This is a genomic window from Mesorhizobium sp. M4B.F.Ca.ET.089.01.1.1, assembly GCF_004022605.1.
Lineage (GTDB): Bacteria > Pseudomonadota > Alphaproteobacteria > Rhizobiales > Rhizobiaceae > Mesorhizobium > Mesorhizobium abyssinicae.
In genome coordinates this window covers 1-16,065 of the sequence record NZ_RZOS01000095.1, presented here as the reverse complement: position 1 = coordinate 16,065, position 16,065 = coordinate 1, and the positions used below count along the sequence as shown (strand labels likewise).

The window sequence follows — 16,065 nt, the reverse complement described above, 5'->3', positions numbered from 1 at the left end:
GCGTAACACCCACTCGATCTGGCGCCCGCGTTCCGGTTCTGTCGTCAACTATCGCCACCTGACCGCGGCAATGATCGACAGCAGGGACTTCGTTGCCGCGAGAAAGCATGCGGACAGCCAGGTGCTGTTGCCACCCGGACCGAAAGTCGCTTTCACCGGCGGGCTCGATTTCAACGATCACAGGCTGATCTGGGCCAAGCTCGACCAGGTCCATGGCAAGCATCCTGACATGGTTCTTCTGCACGGCGGATCACCGAAGGGTGCAGAGTTGATCGCCGCCAAATGGGCTCGCAGTCGCAAGGTGCCACAGATCGCCTTCAAGCCGGACTGGACCAGGCATGCCAAGGCCGCGCCGTTTAAACGCAACGATGCCGTGCTCGACACATTGCCGATAGGCGTCATTCACTTCCCCGGCTCTGGCATTCAGGACAACCTCGCCGACAAGGCCCGCAAGCTTGGCATTCCGGTGATGAAGTTCGGGCCCGCGTGAAGAGGGCTACCAGTCCACTCGCCTCAAGTCATTCGCTATGATTTCCGTCGCTCTCCGCGCGTTCATCGAACGACCGCTCAAGCCGCTCTGGCGACGATCAAGGCAAGGCAGCAAACCACCAGGTTCACATCTGTCTCGTCCTGGAAGCAGAGACAGGGGACCGATCTCCGCGTTTGTCGGCGCAATTCCTTGGTCCGGTCCGAGGACCTGATGCCATCAACCCGTAAAGGGTCGGACTACGCAAAGCGTGCCGCCATTTCGGCTTCGCCTCCACGGTGATTGCGGCCCTCGGCCGGACACATCGGGCGCCTGTCACGCGGGGATCGATCCCCGCTTCCAAGCAGGAGCCGGATCAATGTCCCTCATGGAAGCAAACGCCTTTGCCTTCAGCCTCGCCACCAGCTTGATGGTCAGCATCGTCATCTTTCGTGCCGGCGATGGCACGCTCGCGGTCATGCCGGCAGACGAGTACGATGGTGACCCGTCCGAGATCGTCGGTGAGATAGACCCCCACGCCTCATGAATCGTCGCGGCTTTGCCGACGGACCGGGTGGCGCGGCTGCCTCTCGAACACCGGTGCCGGCAGTATCGTCAGCCTGTAGCGTGGCGTCGTTCGCGCCGCTTTGAGGGTGCCCGGCGAAGGCGCGGGGCTATCGCCTAACATTTGTTAGCGCGGAATACCTGCCTGCCGTGCGAGCATAGTTGCGGCTCGACCCTCGCGGGCTCTAGGGTCGTGACCACCGCTTGCCCGCTGGCTTCGGCCGGCGGGCTTTTTTGTTTACGTCGCCTTATCGACCAGCGGCGTCTTCCGTTTCGGCGCCACGTAGCTGGTGACAAGCCGGACCGTGTTGAGCCTGACCGTGACTGGAACGCCAAGGTTCACCGTCACTCTGTCCTCGTCGACATGCTTGACGTCGCCCACCAGCTCGACTTTCTGCCCGCTGCTCACGTTTGGCGACCGGTCTACGATCGAATGCGGCTGGTGGTAGGAAGGGATCAACACGGCGACCCGATCCTCAGTCACGCGCTTGCGCACGGTCGCTGTGATCGCGACCTCGTCGCCGACTTTGATGCTGCCCTTCGCCATGAAGAAGACTCTGGGGCGCAGGGCAGCATAGTCAAGCAGTTGCTAAAATAGACCATTGCAGGAGGCTCATTCGGACCTCAGTCCACATCGCATGATGAGGCCTGATCGGATACGTTTTGCTCCTCGCCGACTGTTGAAACCACTCCTCCCCGGATTGGAAGATGTCGGCGGCTAGCCCGGCTCGCAAGTCCTGTGTCACCTCGACCAGCGAGCCGGGCTTGGCAAACAGCAGCCCGACGGTCGGGGATGCTTGTTGACCGCCGGGCCTAGCCGGCAAGGCTACCGGCTGGCGACGTTATAGGCTCTTCCATCTTCTGCTATTTGGCAAAAAAGCGGTGGGTGTCGGGTTCCTCTATCCGCAAATCGGATGAGCCCAGAGTCGCGACCCACTCGAAACAAAAGCCAACTTCAGCGGTTCCTGTCATTGGAGGAACCGTTATGTGCCCGGCAATCGACAATGAAGATGAGCGCATCGCCCATCTAAAGCTGTTGGCGGAGCGACTGATGAGGGAGACTGGCATCGGGCAGGAAGAGGCGAAGCGACTGGTCGAGTTGATTGGAACTGATTGGAATTCGCTGCTTCGCGAGGCTAAATTCCTGAAAGGTCGACACTAGAGGGTTGCCGGCCGGCACTAGCGGATCCGCTGGATGCGGCCTTTGTCGAGTCGAAACACCCCGTTCTGGCCGCCCTGCTTCTCAAAGTCGGTTTGTATCTCATCCCAGGTGCCAAGGTACTTTCCGCAATCATCGCAAAAAATGGGCGTATCCGGACGAGCGTCATCGGGAATCCTGAGCCTGATGGTGAGGCAGTATGGGCATTCCAACCGATGATCGAGATATTTCGGGGCCATTTCACCGTGTGCTCTGATTGGCGCTGGATCCGTTCCACATTATGGAGTCTGGGGCCGTCGGCTGCCTCGTCAAGCGGATGCTAATATTTGTGTCCGGACATGGAACAGACCTTCGCGGTCGCGGTTCTATCTTGAGCGGTCATCTCCCGCTTCTGGGTGGCCAGAGAGCCCGTCGCCATGTCCTCCAGGCGACGGGCTCTCTCGTGCCTCCTTGGAAGTACGAAGTGTTCAAAGCGATCACCACAACTCGGTCTCGTCGGGAGATCCGTTGTCGAAAACTTCGAAGACTTGAGAGGCAAGATATTCCCTCTGGTCCTTGTCCTTGAGCGCCGCCGGCGTTCTTTGCACAGTCGGTCAAACACCCGCTGCAGCAAGTCCAGATCAGCGGGTTCGTACACACCACTGTCGCGCGACAATGACATCGCTGCCGACCCTGGTCGGAATTATCTCACACTGCAGGGCTGGCGCGAAGAAAAATCAGCGGGTCAGTCGGCGGTGGATAGCGTCTCAGTCGAAAATTTCAGGGAACAGTTTCAAGTCTGGCGGATTTCTATCGCGAGCGGCCAGTCCCCTCCGCCGCTCCCCAAGCAAAAGCCCGTCGTTCTCTCCCTGAGACGGCGGGCTTGGCGTTTCCTGCAGGTATCGCGCCACGTCGATGCTCGCGTAGGCAGGGTTTAGGCGCTTGTCGCGTCATGATCCGGGGCCGATGTAGACAAGGTCTGGTGGTCGGCCCGGTGCTCAGGCCTAGGCGGCTCGCCTCATTGGTCGTCTCACGTCTGGGAATTCTCGTCATCGTCCTGGCAATGCCTTGGCAGCCTTGGCCAGGGTCGCGCGATCATTGCCGTGCTTGCGGATGAGTTCTCGAACTTGAGCCGGTGTGATGTTGTTCTGCAGGGCGAATAAATTTACCTCATACTCATCGTCAAGCGAGATTTGGCGTGCGGCGCGGAGGTCGGCTCTGCTTTTGTCCTTTGCCATTTTGGGACTCGCTCCGCCAGAATCTCCTTCGAGGAGTTACTTCTATTCCGCCGAGCAATGTGTCTGCCGACGGCGCCACGTTCTGTTGCCGGTGTGGCGACCTCCAGTCTGACCCTCAGAGCGCGCTAGTGATGGGCTCCCTTCGGCGGAAAAGACAATTCCCGCTCCTTCGAAAGCCAGGAGCATAGCGGCGACCTTGCGGGGATGCGGTTTCCTTAGCCCGTTCTCAAACTCACTGATCGTCGATTCGCTAAGATTGCACTTGGCGCCAAGCCGCACGCGCGACCACTTCAATAGCATTCTCGCTGCTCGCGACTGCTCTGCTGTCAGGTTTCGCACGTCACGGACCTCCTGCTGACCAACAGTGGACTGAACGGAAGGTTCCCGGACCATTTCAGGGTTTGCTAACGGAACTGAAACAGCCATCCGATATTGAATCAATTCGATGTCGCGTGGGTCTCGATGCGTAAAAGGGTTCCGGGGCCAGGGCCTTTCTCGTTATCGGATCCAAACGGCCCTCCCCGAAGTTGCCACTTGCGCTTACCGATCGGGACTTCGGTCGCAAGCTCGACTAAGCCGAATGCCGGCTTAGCCATCTCATTAGAAAGTGCTAAAGTTTCCTTATCGGAGCTATTTGATGGATGAGGCAGCCGTTTACCTAGAGGCGAAGCGACGGGCCGATTCGCTTGCGCCGCCGCCCAAATTTGACCCTTTCCGTGCAGGAATGAACGGGGCGGTTGTGACCGCAAGCGCGATGGCGGTCTTCCACCGGCTTGCTGTTGTCGACCACATGACGGGGGCAATCGGCGTCATCATCCTTTTCGGATTTGCGCTGCCATACTTCCATCTGCGGAGCGAGGATCGAAGGCACTCGGAGGCCTTTGAGGCTGAGTATGCCAGTCAGTTGGACCTGGAGAGGGCACGAGAAATGAGCGTGCCTGCTGTCAAGACAAGCTCATCTCCGCTGAGACGAACCCGTCAGCCGATAAGAAAGACCCGCCTGCCGGCAAAACCCGCTCGGGGTGGCCGCCCCCGTTGGAGCACCCGTTGGCAGGGTCCTAAGTCAATTTAGCAAGTTGGAACAAAATTCGTGAAGGGTGAGGAGAAGCTCCGCCACGCGTCGGCTCTATTGCCGGCGGCGCGCGCGGCGCAGCACGCGCGGCCGGAACGCGAGCCGTGGAGAGCGTCATCGACGCTTTGCGAAATAGCGGCAACGACAAAGCAATTGCCGATATGGCTCGTAGCCTGACCGGCGGCCCACAACAGAGTGCCGTGCTCGATGCGCTTATGAGGGCAGGCCAGGGCTCACCGCTTCAGCAGTCAGAGATCGATCGTGTGGCGCGCGCTCTGCTGCTCAGCGGACCGACTGCCGTCAACCGCCCTTGAACACGCTTGGCGGTTTTCGTAAATCCAGAGAAGCAGCACGGCGGCGGCGCCGACCATGAAGCCAACAGCAAATTTCACACCGAGCAAATTGAACATCCAGTCGGCGCCCTGATGGATCACGGCCAGGACGGCAATGGTTCGCTCTTGGAACAAATCCGACGAAGCGCGGTTGAAAAGGTGTCTGCGATTGTTCCCCTCAAAGCTTTCGCAGACTGGGTGGAAACACCGGCCCGCGTCCTTGCCGAGAGGGCGCGGGTTCTCCATTCAAACCAGTCGCTGGATACTTCTTCTAGACGGAAACACCGTCGCCCCCGCCTTGCTTCTCAAAGTTCCGGCGAGCGTCATCGTGGCCATCTCCTTGCCCGCTGTTTAGGTCGGCGGGCTTTTTGCTCGGCTGGCCTTTTGCCGTAAAGGGCTCGGCGCTCCAATGCTCGACTTAATGCTTGGAGAAGGCGGCTTCATTCTCGCATCCTCCCGCCACTGCTTGAAGCGAACAAAGGCTTCTGCTGCGGCATCGCATTGGATACGCGATGGACCATTTGAGTGCAGGATCACTTGCGCTGCGCGCCTGGAGAGGCCGTGCTTTTCCATGAACAAATCGAGGTCGTACGGGCAGTTTTCGGAGACTGGGTCGCCGCTGACCTGATATTTGCCCACTCGATCCTCCTATCCCCTCACGGCAACGCGCGAAGTCGGCGAGCAGTCTGCGATGGAATCGAGGTCGACTGTGACCAATCCACCGCCGTCAATCCGAACGGTTATCTTGCCGTCGGTGCTATCGACGCGCGTCGCAAAGCCGCTGATTGGGACTTTTTCACCGGCCCTTGCCTTCTTCGGCGTGTCGATCGCAAGGGGAAAGTTGTAAGTCGGGATGCTCACGCTCGAAATACCATTCTCCATCACCTTCAGGATGGTGGCTGTCAAAGTGATCTCGTCACCAACTCGCGGACCTCGCGCCATCGTCTCCACCGCTTTGAGCCGGGTAGTTATTTAAACATTCAAGTTAGCTAAAATGTTCCGGAACCGGATCGGGGTTTGGCGCGGTCGGGCTTTTCGGAACCGTTTGCGTGTTTTCCTGTTTGGAAAGCCGAAGGGACCGCCTCGCAAGGAGACAACGATGAACCGGCTACTTTTCGCGTTACCTATCTTGGCCCTGTCCACTGGGCTTGCCATTGCACAGTCAACCAGCACCACGAGCGGATCTTCCACGACGACCACCACGACGACGACGATGCCGAGCACTACCAATCAAGGCACGGATCCGACCACAACAAGCGACACCAATCCGAAGTCCGCGAAGGATTGCGCGCCCGGCCACCAGACCGGCAGTGCGAAGCAGGCGGCTCCGGGGCAGCAGGACACCGATGCAAAGTCGGCTGCTCCAGGTCAGATGAAAACGACGACCGAAGGCTGTTGAAGCGAGCGAAACGAGCAGATTGGCCGGCGTCAAGGGCACAGGCCGATCGCGTTGTCATATCCCGCCAGCAGGAACTCGGCGGTGCGGGGTTTCTGAGCTTGAGCACGATGGAATAAGCGACGGCCGAGCAATGGGAACATGGCGGACCAAACTGAACCCGCCAATCGGGACGTGAGGCAAGCGCGGGTTCCCTTCTCCAAAGGCATACTTTGCGGCCTGCCTAGACAGCGGGCACTGTAACGCGGCTCCGGCACCTCCTCGATGTCGGTGTATGGCCCGGCCTGCAGAATCCTGTGTCACCTCGATCTAAGCAGACCGGGCTATCGCTCGACCCTGATTGACCGGAAGTTGGTCAATCTTGTTGCTGACCCAGCTTCTTCGCCTCGCGCTCAAGCGTCTCGCGATCATTGCCGTGTTTAGCAATCAATTCGCGGACCTCTGGGATCGTGAGTTGGAACTTGCTCGCAAGATAGCCAACTTCGTATTCCTCGTCTCCCGACACCCGGTCGCGGTCTCGAAAATCGGTCTTGCTCTTGTCGTCTGCCATGGCTGGTCCTCCTAGTTGAAAGAGAACAGCAACCGTGCCGGAATGTTCCGACGACCTTCAGCAAACGCTAACGGAACGCTTACGGGCGTGGCAGCGCGTCCAGGAGGCTCCAGGAAGTCAACCGAAGGGTATGAAGCGGCTTGCGACGCAGTGGGTCAAGCCGGGGCTGATCGGCCGCGTGAAGCACCTGCGCGGCGAGGAAGACCTACGACATGCTTCGCTGCGGGATTTCTGGGATGAGCCCTAAAGGCAGCGCCGCGCCACAGAGGCGATCGGAAGGCCATCGCTTTGCCAGCGTTAAGGCTTGTGGGTTGACCCGTTGACTAATACCGTAGGCAGATCTTGTCGGGGGCATACCCATGGTGAACTTGGAAGACCTCTACCGGATACTGCGCACAGGCCATGTGCAAGCGCAGGGGGTGGTGGATACGGTCCCTGTTCCTTTGCTGGTGCTAGACGGGGCCCTCTGCATCCAGAGCGCCAACCGCGCATTCTTCCGAACATTCAAAGTCCAGCGCGACGACACCATAGGGAGGCGTATCTACGAGCTGGGAGATGGTCAGTGGGATATTCCCGAACTGCGTCGCCTGCTCACGGACGTGATCCCGAAGAGCGCCGCTGTTATCGACTACAAGGTGGAGCACGATTTCCCCGGTGTCGGGCAGCGGACCATGCTGGTTACGGCTCGCACCATCAATCAGGACGACGTAGGCACCACTATGTTGCTGTCGCTCGCCGATGCTACGGACAGAACCCGCACCGAGGCCGAATTTGAGGTTCTCGTCGGCGAGCTTCGGCATCGGATGAAGAACCTGCTGGCACTGGTACGGGCACTCGCTAACCAGACCAAGGCTGAGGGCGTCTCGGGGGAGGCATATCGAGACGCATTTCTTGGCCGGCTGGCGGCCGTCGTGGACGCGAATGACCAAGGGCTCGTCGGCGGCCGCGATGGCGACCTTGCTGCGCTGGTAGCACATGCGCTCGAACCGTTCGCAGCAAGCCCCAACGCCGTAAAGATCGACAACGGGCCGCCTGTTAAACTGGATAGCAAGAGTTTGATGTCTCTCGCGCTTGCGCTCCATGAGCTGGCGACGAACGCTCTCAAATACGGGGCTCTGTCGAAAGCAGGCGGACAGGTTCACGTGCGCTGGGAGGTTGAGGAAGCGGAGACCCGACTGCTCCGGCTGACTTGGACCGAAAGCGGTGGTCCCAAAGTGACCCCGCCAGCTTCTACGGGCTTTGGGACGAAGTTGATCCAGTTCGCAATAGCATACGATCCGGGGGGCAAGGTGGAACCTACCTATGCGGCCACCGGTTTAAAGGTGCAGATGGTCATTCCGCTCACGAGGGCGAGCCAACAAGATTGAAGGCAGGTGCAAAAGACGGTCCTTATCGTGGAAGATGAATTTCTGATCGCGATGGACCTCAAATCCATGCTCGAACGGCGGGGATGGCGTGTGCTGGGGCCTGTTGCGACCGTGGCGGCAGCATCTCGCATACTGGAAAGCGAACTGCCGTCCGTCGCCTTGCTCGACGTAAATCTGGGCAATGAGCTGGTCACGCCAGTAGCGGAAAAGTTGAGCAGCTTCAATGTACCATTCGCCTTGGCGAGTGCTTACGATCGGCCGGAGCTTGTCGGCGGGGCCGTTCTAGCGGGTGCGCCCAACGTTGGGAAACCCACCCCAGAGCGGCGCCTCCTGGACGTATTGGCGAAGTTACTGGAACCTGACGCCCTGCGGCCGTCTACCTACAGATAATCCTCGCCCTCGGCCCGATGCTCAAAGCAAAACCGTGTGGTGACTGCTTCGGCCTGGCAAAGCCCCAGCCTGCATCCTTGCCGCATCCAGCGTGCTCGCAAACGTGGTGCTGGATGCCCGGCGGGGTTGCATGTTCGGGATCTGGCAGGCGGATTTCGTCGCTCATTTGCTACAGTGAACAAAATGAGAACAAAAATGTCAAGGGGCTCTTGACCGAACAGGAACATGTTCTCCATTTCAGAGCATGCCCGAGCAACCGGAAAAATGGCCGAAAGGCGCGAAATGGACGTTGATGCATGTGCACAATGCCGGCCAGGTGGCTAGGATCCGCTGCGGCTATTGCAACATTCGCCGCTCCTATAAGCCGATCGAACTGAGGGAGGTAATCGGCAACGCTACCATAGAGGATGTCGGGGCCAAGGTTCGCTGCTAGAGATGTGGGCGCAAAGAGTCAATGAGGGCCGAGCTATTCCACCCGGTCGGGCAGGAACTTGAGACCATCCGCTTTCGGCGCCTGGTCGAGATCCGGTGGGAGCGGCGTGTCGTTTGGAGGGACGAGTAGAGCGGCCCGGCAGGCTGGCGTGGGTGGGCCGCAAACGCCGGGCCTAACCGGCGCTGGGTTCGGGTCGAACGCGGCGCCGCTGGTGAAACAATACGCTTTTGCCGAAATAGCAGGCACATATCCATAAGGACGAACGTGGGAGTAGCCCAACGTTTCAGTGTTTCATCTCGGACCGAATGCTGGCATCAATTTTGCGTCAGACGAATTGCTGGTACAGCAAAGGATTTTTCGCATTGCGACTGTCTGCTCAGCCTGCGCGAAGGCCAGGATCACCGAAGTACATATACTCAGCGCCGCTGCAGATCGAGGATGTGCAGATCGACGAGAATGGCGATGTGACGGTGTCGATTATTGCCGACGACATCTACTCGAAGAATTCCACACAGCGCTATCAGATCACGTTGACCGAAGCCGAAATCAGCATTCTCGCCCGCGGCGTCAGGCCCCAGAAAGCGTTGACCGTCGGCTAGGCGGAGGTCTGGACGCCGTGTCCTTGACGCGCGTGACTAGCTAGGCCAGCTTCAGAACTAGATGGAGAGCCGTTTTTTGTTGGCTCTGATTTTAGATAGACCGCTGCGACCTTGCCCACCGAGCCGGTAGCGAAGAGCGTCCCGGCGAGCGCGGCCGCCTCGACTTTCTCAGTGAACATTTGCTTCGCTTCCCGCTCTGCCAATTTACCTCCCTGAGCAATTCGCAATGTACGAAGCCAGGTTACCTGATGCGCTTCCAGCGCCGACAAATAAAGATCGAACCACGGGTTGAACATTCGCACCTCCAGATCGCACAGGAGAACGGCCGCATCGAATGTCGGTTCCTAAGCGGGGATCTGCATAGCCGCGGAGACGCGAATGCTGGCCGCCCGCCTGCTCGCACAGGGAAGTGCCAGAGCGCGCCGGACCGTTCGGCGCTTTAGGACAGCGAAAACGGCTGGCACGCTCTGGTGGCTCTTGGAACCTAATGCCCGACTTTGACTTATGTCGGCCATGAGCACCCGTGGGACTGACTTTTTGTACAAATGGATAGTCGCCAACGTTCCTGAGACGGTGGGTGCCGATATCATCTCGGTTGCCGAGTTGACGCAAAAGCTGTTCGCCGACGCGAAGTCGGTAGGCATCAGCAGCACTGAGATTGAGGAAGGCACCGGCAGCGTCTATGAGGTCATCCTCGACGCAATCGTTCATCACGACGCTGGTATTACAGATTGATGAGATAGCAGAACGTGCCGTCCAACAAACGAACATACCGTCTACAGATCATGCTCAATGCCGAGGAACTGGCCGTGCTGGATGCTTGGCGGTTTGAGAGGAGAATGCCGTCTCGATCTCAGGCGGTACGAGAATTGTTCCAGCGCGGCCTGAGGGTAGCGGATCAGGATGCCGATCGAGCCGCGCGTTCGGCTGAGTACGGGGTTTTGAAACTGCCAGGGGAGAGGTGACGGCGCGCTTCCTGCTGGATTTTCGGGAGGAGCAGAAATAGCGGGCGTACTATATGAAAATCTACTTCGTCGAAGAGACGCGAGACGGCGCTGTGGTGGCGTCGCATTCTGTCGCGGCGTTAACGCCGTTCGAAGCTGCTGCGAAAGCCACCGGAAGAACGGTCACACTTCGCAATGGCGACTCCGAGTGGGTTCGGGTCACTGACACGACCGAAAGGCCGCATCGGAGTCGTCACCGACCCACCGTCTTTGAATACAAAGCGATCGGCCGCAGGGCCACCTAGCACAGCGGGTACGAAAGAACGCGCGCTGGCGGGCTTCCCTGTGGCGCGCTATATCGGCCGAATGAGCAAGGGCTGGACGTTCCAAAGCTTGATCGACGCCAAGATGACCGTGACGGCGTTATGTCATTGGTCGCCCTGCAACCATAGCCAAAAGCTCAATCTCGCCCAGCACCCGACACCAGCCCCACGCCTACGGCAAGGCCAAGGGCGGATGATGATCGCCTTTAGGTCCGGCGGGCCTTCCTAATTCTCCGCATGACTGAAGACGACGGCGCCACTGTCCTTGCGAACTTCAACCGACACAATCCCATCGTCGCCCTTTCGGGTCTGGAACATGGAGATTGCATGGTCTCTGGCGGTCTTCTCGGCGTCGAAAGTTGCCTTGTCGACAATACCCTGTCTTCCATACCAGATGACGGTGTAGGCCATCGTTGTCAGTTTCGACCGGTTGGTCTGACTCTCGGTGGCAAGCTTTCACATGGATTTGCGGCCAATCTGGCGGATCGCCTCTCTCTTAGCCACAGGGACTTTTTTCTTGCCAGTTTCTCATCGAGAACGTCATCAACGGCCGATCGGCCACACTTCGCAATCACATAATCGGCTCTGTTCGTTCGAAAGTCTTCTTTTTGAACAGACAACATCGTTCCTCCCGGTTCGAGGCCTCCCTCCCTTTTTCGCTGATTGGAGACACTAGCTGCCGATGTATCGCGTAAGTCTACCAATTGGGGATTGAGTAAAACGATGCACTCTGCATCGCGCTGCCACGTCAGGCGTCAATCGGACAGGAGCAACACCACGATCCCTAGCACCAGACGGCGCCAGCGAGCATCGAGGCGGTGATCGCGGCGATGTAGAGAGGGAGCCAGTCGCCTATTTGCAAGGCCAAGCTTCCCGCAGCGCCGCTGTCGCCATGTACCTTGCGGGCGACTGCCGTTCCTCGGGGTGACGTTCGACGTACTGACAAACGACGTCCAAGATCTGCTTGCCAACTACGTCGGGAGGTAGGCAGAAGTACCTAGGCGCGCCACCTTGAGAGCCAATTTCCATCCCGTCGACAAGGCCAAACGCATAAACGATCGCGGCCTTGTTCCCGCATGCTTTGTCTAGGTCGTTCCTGGTCCACCAACTGGCTGAGGTTAGTTGACAAGCGGCGACAGAAATTCGCTCTGGGAAGTCTTCCTGGAGGGCCGACGGTCAGGAGGCTGTGGGACAGACTGGCCCTGAGGTTAGCATTCTTCTCCGACTTTCGATGGCTTATTCCAGGTGATAACCATCTCTTGTGCCTGATCGAACAAATTGTTCGACAGAGAGCCCGGGAACCCCGCAAGGGGAGTGCTTGACGATTTCGGCGAACAGAAGCATCGTGCCAAGCGGAGCCTAGAAACTCCCGCCGATAGGGCTTGCCGGCCCGTTAGGCAGCCAGAGCGTAGGTTTTTGCTCGGCCATGTGTAGGTTGTTGATCCTCGCCCTCACCTTCTTGATCACCTGTGGCCCTGTGTCCGCAGCAGAGCATTGGTTTGCTCAGGACGGTGACACGCTGTGGCATGATAAAAAGCGATTTCAATTGCTCGGTTTTGACGCCCCCGAACTTTCGCAGGCGTGTTTTGATGCCGCTGATAAAATCTGGCCCTGCGGCAAGTATGCGCGTGACCACATTCAACACCTTATTGCCTCAGGGCATGTATCCTGCATCATCGAAGGCAAGGACCGTTCTGACGACGACGTCGGCGTCTGCTTCGTGGGAGGAATCGATCTCGGAGGCGACCTAGTGAAACATGGATTGGCGGTAGCCGACACTCGATACCTTGCCGAAGAGCGCGACGCTCGTATTGCCAAACGCAACTTGTGGGCAGGTAGCTTTATCGATCCCGGCGAATATAGAAGGGGTGGCCGTCCATAGCTGCTATCCGCTTCTGGGTCCGTTGGTGGAGCGGCCAGGCCTGCTACCTGTGGCCTTTGTAGAAGCAGGCCGGGCTGCTTGTCGCCGGCACAAATTGATCGGCCAACTGAATTAAGCGAAAACTCATGCTTGGACCGTACTAAGCAGAGATGCCTTCACGTCAAACCCTAGTAGAGTACGCCATCCTCGCCACGTTGATCGTGGCAACAGCATGGATCGGGCTCCACGACTGGCAATGGGCCACCCAGTAGGGGAGCTAGCCAGAGTGCGCGGTGCCCCCCTTGTAGATTAAGCAAGCCGGGCGCTCGAAACAAAAGCTAGCTTCAGCGGTTCCCATCATCGGAGGAACCCATGTGCCCGGCAATCGACAATGGGGATGAGCGCAAAGCCCGTCTAAAGCTGTTGGCAGAGCGATTGACGAGGGAGACTGGCATCAGGGAGGAAGAGGCCAGGCGCCTGATCGACTTGATTGGAACCGATCGGAATTCGTTGCTTCGCGAGGCTAGGTTCCTGAAAGGTCGACACTAGACGGTTGCCGGCCCGGCACTAGCGGATCCGCTGGATGCGGCCCTTTTCGAGGCGAAACACCCCGTTCTGGCCGCCCTGCTTCTCAAAGTCGGTTTGGAGATCATCCCAAGCGCCAAGATACTTTCCGCAGTCATCGCAAAAAATCGGCGTCTCGGGACGAGCGTCATCGGGAATTCTCAGCCTGATGGTGAGGCAGTATGGGCATTCCAACCGATGATCTAGATATTTCGGGGCCATCGACCAGTTCACCATCTGCTCTGATTATTGGCGCTGAATTCCGCGCTGGCCAAGCGTTAGTTCTGGCTCGCCAAAAGGCGTGGTGGTTGGTCGTGGAGGGAGGTGGCAAATCGCCGGGCCAGCCTGGTTTCCGCTTCGTGCGCAGCAAAAATGCCGCGCGTACCGTCGAATTCCATCGGGATGTGAAACATTTGAGCCGTGTCCAGGACTATCTCCTCAATGTCCTCAAGGGCGATATTCTCCGAGTGATGGCGACGCCTGACTTGTTCCGCCACGACCGGAACGTTGACAATGCCAAGCCTCTGGAAGGCCTCAGTGACACTCGCCGTGACGTCGTCCAGTAGGGTCTGTGAATAATGGTAGCGCATGGTGACCTCTTGTCCTCCGGGACCGGGTTACCCTCACCTTCACCATGCGCGCCCGCGAAGCGGAGCGCAAGTCACAAAGCATTAAATAAACTAATATTTTCAATAAGTTAGTACTTACGGTAGAAGCAGCCCCTAATGCATTCGCCTCATAAAGCGTACAAGCCCAAGAGGATGGTCATGCAACCTTTGGAGTGTTATGCTCATTATGAGCTAACTACTCATTCGACGCCTTATGGGTGAGGTCGTAAAATGCCACAAATCGAGAGACCTGTACGTCTTCAAATAATGCTGTCGCAAAGGGAAATTGATGCGCTGGAGAACTGGCGCTTTGAAAGACGAATGCCAAGCCGAGCGGCAGCGGTGCGTGAGTTGTTGAGGCGGGGCCTGGCTGCTGAGGGCTTTCTCTTGGCGGATGGAAATATCAAATCTCAGGATTTTGGCATTGTCGGTAAAAGAGACGGACAGGGAGACACCAATTAGGACGCTTCATCGCGCGACCTTTGACGCCAGGCCCAGGACCCTGCATGCCTCGGATGCAGGATTTGGGGAAGAATTCGCCTAGTGCGCAGTTGGGCCTACATGCTAAAATCTCACCAATGGACCAACGAACCATTGATAGAGCGCTCTTCCTGCTCAGGCAGTATCGCGACACTCTTGTAATGAGCCACGCGCCAATAGGGCCTGACGGCGTTCCTGAGATACGCACGCCAGCACAGGCGGCTGATCCGCTCGAAATAGCCGCGCTGGAAGATATCGCCTCGCTCGATGCGGTCATCAAAGAGATGTCGACCTAACGTCTCCGACGGAAGGAACCTAATGCCCGGCCGGCGCTTGTCGCGAGATGAGTACGCGCGGCATCAACTTTCTCCACAAATGGATTTCCAACAACATCCCGGAGACGGTCGGCGCCGACATCATCTCCGTGGCTGAATTGGCCCAACAGCTTTTTGCTGACGCCAAGGCACTCGGGATCGGCAGCACTGAGATCGAGGAAGAAATTGGGAGCGTCTATGAGGTGATCCTTGACGCGACCGTTCATCGCGAGGCCGGCGTGGCGGATTGAGCGATGGGATGCATGCAAAGTCGGCCAATCTACCTCAACGGCTGTGACGTGATCGCGTAAGGCAATCACCGGCCGAGTGAGGTTCCTTCGAGGCGAGCACATACTTCGGCATGCCTCGATGTAGCCCGCTGGCCTCGGCCAATCCATATGCTAAAATCTCACCTATGGACCAGAGGACCATTGATAGAGCGCTCTTCCTGCTCAGGCAGTATCGCGACATTCTTGTGATGAGCCACGCGCCAATAGGACCTGATGGCGTTCCTGAGATGCGCACGCCAGCACAGGCCGCTGATCCGCTCGAAATAGCCGCGCTGGAAGATATCGCCTCGCTCGATGCGGTCATCAAAGAGATGTCGGCCTGAATGATCCCGGCCAGTATGGTCCTTTGAACGGTGCGTTCACGGGTGCTAATATGTGTCCATGCTTGCGTGGGACACCGATCAGGAAATCATCGACAACGCCCGTCGTATCATTGACCGGACGTACCGGGAGATTAGGGAGATCAAATGGACGGTCGATTCAAGCCGGCGCACTATTGAACATTCGCGCCAGGTTCTAGAACGTTCTCACGCCCTGCCTTTTCCAGCAACCGCTCTAAGTGCTGTTGGTGCAGATGCTGCATATCTTCGAGCAAATTCAGAAAATCGCGCGCTTGTCCGAGAGGCAGGTGAAGACGCTTGAATCCCGCGATACGATGCCGTTGCTGGATGAGGTGCTGCTCGCCTAGTTGGATGTGCCGTCACACCTTTTCGCTGTCGTCAGCCAGTGCCATCAACGCCAACGGTCGCGAGGCCGAGGCGTTCCCTTTGTGACCCAAACGGGTTTTTTTCTGCCTCCTTGTCGATTTCGGCCTGACAGAGGAATATATTCCGTCCAGGTGCGGCGACCCCATTTCGCGAGGATCGCCATGTCAATGAAATTCCCCTTCGTTGAAGACACACTCGGCAAGAAGCTGGAGGCGGGCACAGGCATGTCGGTCGACTGTCTCACATGCCGCCGGAATGCGGTCCTGAACGTGGCCGAGCTGGTCAAGCGCTTAGGCCCGGATCATGGCGCGATGCACTGGGATCTGGTCAAGGTGATCTTCTGCCACGAGTGCCGCGGCGCCGGCCGAGACGACCGGAACCTACAATTCACCAACCACGCGGCCACACCGGACAAGCGCAAAGGCTGGA

Annotated in this window: 25 protein-coding genes; 16 read left to right on the top strand and 9 right to left on the bottom strand. The window is 58.2% G+C overall.

Annotation, left to right across the window (positions count from 1 at the left end; all coding sequences use genetic code 11):
* Together EN780_RS12215 and EN780_RS38825 are read left to right on the top strand one after the other, a co-directional pair.
* Nucleotides 1–490, top strand: a 490-nt coding sequence (locus EN780_RS12215; protein ID WP_133372602.1) for a DUF2493 domain-containing protein, incomplete at its 5' end; no start/stop codon positions are given.
* A gap of 355 nt (nt 491–845) precedes the next feature.
* Nucleotides 846–1,013, top strand: a complete 168-nt coding sequence (locus EN780_RS38825) for a hypothetical protein (protein ID WP_189556513.1) — start codon at nt 846–848, stop codon at nt 1,011–1,013.
* A gap of 255 nt (nt 1,014–1,268) precedes the next feature.
* On the opposite strand, the gene EN780_RS12210 is transcribed toward EN780_RS38825, so the two are convergent.
* Nucleotides 1,269–1,577 (bottom strand): hypothetical protein, encoded by a 309-nt coding sequence (locus EN780_RS12210; RefSeq protein ID WP_128273966.1) that lies wholly within the window; start codon nt 1,575–1,577, stop codon nt 1,269–1,271.
* 438 nt (nt 1,578–2,015) lie between these two features.
* Between EN780_RS12210 and EN780_RS38820 the strand changes: the two genes are divergently transcribed.
* On the top strand, nt 2,016–2,192 hold the full coding sequence (locus EN780_RS38820) for a hypothetical protein (RefSeq protein WP_189556511.1): 177 nt from the start codon (nt 2,016–2,018) through the stop codon (nt 2,190–2,192).
* Nucleotides 2,193–3,217: 1,025 nt separating this feature from the next.
* Here the strand turns inward: EN780_RS38820 and EN780_RS12195 are convergent.
* From EN780_RS12195 to EN780_RS12170, 5 genes are all read right to left on the bottom strand, one after another.
* Nucleotides 3,218–3,406, bottom strand: coding sequence for a DUF3606 domain-containing protein (locus EN780_RS12195; RefSeq protein ID WP_128273964.1), 189 nt, complete (start codon nt 3,404–3,406; stop codon nt 3,218–3,220).
* A 42-nt stretch (nt 3,407–3,448) separates the two neighbouring features.
* Nucleotides 3,449–3,706: a helix-turn-helix transcriptional regulator gene (locus EN780_RS12190; protein WP_245499940.1), complete on the bottom strand. Its 258-nt coding sequence runs from the start codon at nt 3,704–3,706 to the stop codon at nt 3,449–3,451.
* A gap of 1,020 nt (nt 3,707–4,726) precedes the next feature.
* Complete coding sequence (locus EN780_RS12180; protein WP_128273962.1) at nt 4,727–5,056, bottom strand: hypothetical protein; 330 nt, start codon at nt 5,054–5,056, stop codon at nt 4,727–4,729.
* Between the two features lie 105 nt (nt 5,057–5,161).
* Nucleotides 5,162–5,449 (bottom strand): hypothetical protein, encoded by a 288-nt coding sequence (locus tag EN780_RS12175; protein ID WP_128273960.1) that lies wholly within the window; start codon nt 5,447–5,449, stop codon nt 5,162–5,164.
* A 9-nt stretch (nt 5,450–5,458) separates the two neighbouring features.
* On the bottom strand, nt 5,459–5,716 hold the full coding sequence (locus tag EN780_RS12170; protein ID WP_245499939.1) for a hypothetical protein: 258 nt from the start codon (nt 5,714–5,716) through the stop codon (nt 5,459–5,461).
* Between the two features lie 193 nt (nt 5,717–5,909).
* Between EN780_RS12170 and EN780_RS12165 the strand changes: the two genes are divergently transcribed.
* Nucleotides 5,910–6,209, top strand: a complete 300-nt coding sequence (locus EN780_RS12165; protein WP_127392187.1) for a hypothetical protein — start codon at nt 5,910–5,912, stop codon at nt 6,207–6,209.
* Nucleotides 6,210–6,561: 352 nt separating this feature from the next.
* Here the strand turns inward: EN780_RS12165 and EN780_RS12160 are convergent, their stop codons facing one another.
* A complete protein-coding gene (locus tag EN780_RS12160; RefSeq protein ID WP_128273956.1) occupies nt 6,562–6,756 on the bottom strand; it encodes a DUF3606 domain-containing protein in 195 nt (64 codons plus the stop codon).
* A 359-nt stretch (nt 6,757–7,115) separates the two neighbouring features.
* Between EN780_RS12160 and EN780_RS12150 the strand changes: the two genes are divergently transcribed.
* The 3 genes from EN780_RS12150 to EN780_RS38815 all read left to right on the top strand — a co-directional run bounded on the left by EN780_RS12150 (nt 7,116) and on the right by EN780_RS38815 (nt 9,545).
* The gene (locus tag EN780_RS12150; protein ID WP_348631255.1) at nt 7,116–8,123 is read left to right on the top strand and encodes an HWE histidine kinase domain-containing protein; all 1,008 of its coding nucleotides are present in this window, start codon (nt 7,116–7,118) and stop codon (nt 8,121–8,123) included.
* A gap of 6 nt (nt 8,124–8,129) precedes the next feature.
* Nucleotides 8,130–8,513, top strand: a complete 384-nt coding sequence (locus tag EN780_RS12145) for a response regulator (RefSeq protein ID WP_128273954.1) — start codon at nt 8,130–8,132, stop codon at nt 8,511–8,513.
* Between the two features lie 873 nt (nt 8,514–9,386).
* Nucleotides 9,387–9,545, top strand: a complete 159-nt coding sequence (locus tag EN780_RS38815; RefSeq protein ID WP_189556509.1) for a hypothetical protein — start codon at nt 9,387–9,389, stop codon at nt 9,543–9,545.
* Here the strand turns inward: EN780_RS38815 and EN780_RS12140 are convergent.
* Nucleotides 9,542–9,841 (bottom strand): hypothetical protein, encoded by a 300-nt coding sequence (locus EN780_RS12140; RefSeq protein WP_128273952.1) that lies wholly within the window; start codon nt 9,839–9,841, stop codon nt 9,542–9,544. The two genes, EN780_RS38815 and EN780_RS12140, sit on opposite strands and share 4 nt — an antisense overlap.
* Before the next feature lie 217 nt (nt 9,842–10,058).
* Here EN780_RS12140 and EN780_RS12135 point away from each other — a divergent pair, with 217 nt between their 5' ends.
* Entirely contained in the window at nt 10,059–10,280 is a 222-nt protein-coding gene (locus EN780_RS12135) for a DUF768 domain-containing protein (protein ID WP_128273974.1), read from the top strand.
* A 757-nt stretch (nt 10,281–11,037) separates the two neighbouring features.
* On the opposite strand, the gene EN780_RS12125 is transcribed toward EN780_RS12135, so the two are convergent.
* Entirely contained in the window at nt 11,038–11,223 is a 186-nt protein-coding gene (locus EN780_RS12125; RefSeq protein WP_128273950.1) for a hypothetical protein, read from the bottom strand.
* Nucleotides 11,224–12,250: 1,027 nt separating this feature from the next.
* Between EN780_RS12125 and EN780_RS12115 the strand changes: the two genes are divergently transcribed.
* The 8 genes from EN780_RS12115 to EN780_RS12085 form a co-directional block, all read left to right on the top strand.
* Complete coding sequence (locus EN780_RS12115; protein WP_189556505.1) at nt 12,251–12,694, top strand: thermonuclease family protein; 444 nt, start codon at nt 12,251–12,253, stop codon at nt 12,692–12,694.
* Between the two features lie 725 nt (nt 12,695–13,419).
* Entirely contained in the window at nt 13,420–13,803 is a 384-nt protein-coding gene (locus tag EN780_RS38805) for a hypothetical protein (protein WP_189556503.1), read from the top strand.
* 273 nt (nt 13,804–14,076) lie between these two features.
* Nucleotides 14,077–14,307, top strand: a complete 231-nt coding sequence (locus EN780_RS12100) for a hypothetical protein (protein WP_128273944.1) — start codon at nt 14,077–14,079, stop codon at nt 14,305–14,307.
* Between the two features lie 179 nt (nt 14,308–14,486).
* Nucleotides 14,487–14,621, top strand: a complete 135-nt coding sequence (locus EN780_RS41360; RefSeq protein ID WP_281035362.1) for a hypothetical protein — start codon at nt 14,487–14,489, stop codon at nt 14,619–14,621.
* 47 nt (nt 14,622–14,668) lie between these two features.
* Nucleotides 14,669–14,890 (top strand): DUF768 domain-containing protein, encoded by a 222-nt coding sequence (locus EN780_RS12095; RefSeq protein ID WP_128273942.1) that lies wholly within the window; start codon nt 14,669–14,671, stop codon nt 14,888–14,890.
* 164 nt (nt 14,891–15,054) lie between these two features.
* The gene (locus tag EN780_RS12090) at nt 15,055–15,252 is read left to right on the top strand and encodes a hypothetical protein (RefSeq protein WP_128273940.1); all 198 of its coding nucleotides are present in this window, start codon (nt 15,055–15,057) and stop codon (nt 15,250–15,252) included.
* A 236-nt stretch (nt 15,253–15,488) separates the two neighbouring features.
* A complete protein-coding gene (locus tag EN780_RS41355; protein ID WP_281035361.1) occupies nt 15,489–15,617 on the top strand; it encodes a hypothetical protein in 129 nt (42 codons plus the stop codon).
* A 186-nt stretch (nt 15,618–15,803) separates the two neighbouring features.
* A partial coding sequence (locus tag EN780_RS12085; protein ID WP_210215036.1) for a hypothetical protein occupies nt 15,804–16,065 on the top strand: 262 nt, incomplete at its 3' end.

Bases quoted from the DNA above. Each gene is read 5' to 3' on its own strand.
- EN780_RS12165 (WP_127392187.1), top strand. From the start codon at position 5,910: ATGAACCGGCTACTTTTCGCGTTACCTATCTTGGCCCTGTCCACTGGG.
- EN780_RS12090 (WP_128273940.1), top strand. From the start codon at position 15,055: ATGGACCAGAGGACCATTGATAGAGCGCTCTTCCTGCTCAGGCAGTAT.
- EN780_RS12135 (WP_128273974.1), top strand. From the start codon at position 10,059: ATGAGCACCCGTGGGACTGACTTTTTGTACAAATGGATAGTCGCCAAC.
- EN780_RS38820 (WP_189556511.1), top strand. From the start codon at position 2,016: ATGTGCCCGGCAATCGACAATGAAGATGAGCGCATCGCCCATCTAAAG.
- EN780_RS12125 (WP_128273950.1), bottom strand. From the start codon at position 11,223: ATGGCCTACACCGTCATCTGGTATGGAAGACAGGGTATTGTCGACAAG.
- EN780_RS12140 (WP_128273952.1), bottom strand. From the start codon at position 9,841: ATGTTCAACCCGTGGTTCGATCTTTATTTGTCGGCGCTGGAAGCGCAT.
- EN780_RS38825 (WP_189556513.1), top strand. From the start codon at position 846: ATGTCCCTCATGGAAGCAAACGCCTTTGCCTTCAGCCTCGCCACCAGC.
- EN780_RS38805 (WP_189556503.1), top strand. From the start codon at position 13,420: ATGGGCATTCCAACCGATGATCTAGATATTTCGGGGCCATCGACCAGT.
- EN780_RS12160 (WP_128273956.1), bottom strand. From the start codon at position 6,756: ATGGCAGACGACAAGAGCAAGACCGATTTTCGAGACCGCGACCGGGTG.
- EN780_RS41360 (WP_281035362.1), top strand. From the start codon at position 14,487: ATGAGCCACGCGCCAATAGGGCCTGACGGCGTTCCTGAGATACGCACG.
- EN780_RS12190 (WP_245499940.1), bottom strand. From the start codon at position 3,706: ATGCTATTGAAGTGGTCGCGCGTGCGGCTTGGCGCCAAGTGCAATCTT.
- EN780_RS12180 (WP_128273962.1), bottom strand. From the start codon at position 5,056: ATGGAGAACCCGCGCCCTCTCGGCAAGGACGCGGGCCGGTGTTTCCAC.
- EN780_RS12210 (WP_128273966.1), bottom strand. From the start codon at position 1,577: ATGGCGAAGGGCAGCATCAAAGTCGGCGACGAGGTCGCGATCACAGCG.
- EN780_RS12095 (WP_128273942.1), top strand. From the start codon at position 14,669: ATGAGTACGCGCGGCATCAACTTTCTCCACAAATGGATTTCCAACAAC.
- EN780_RS12195 (WP_128273964.1), bottom strand. From the start codon at position 3,406: ATGGCAAAGGACAAAAGCAGAGCCGACCTCCGCGCCGCACGCCAAATC.
- EN780_RS12150 (WP_348631255.1), top strand. From the start codon at position 7,116: ATGGTGAACTTGGAAGACCTCTACCGGATACTGCGCACAGGCCATGTG.
- EN780_RS12100 (WP_128273944.1), top strand. From the start codon at position 14,077: ATGCCACAAATCGAGAGACCTGTACGTCTTCAAATAATGCTGTCGCAA.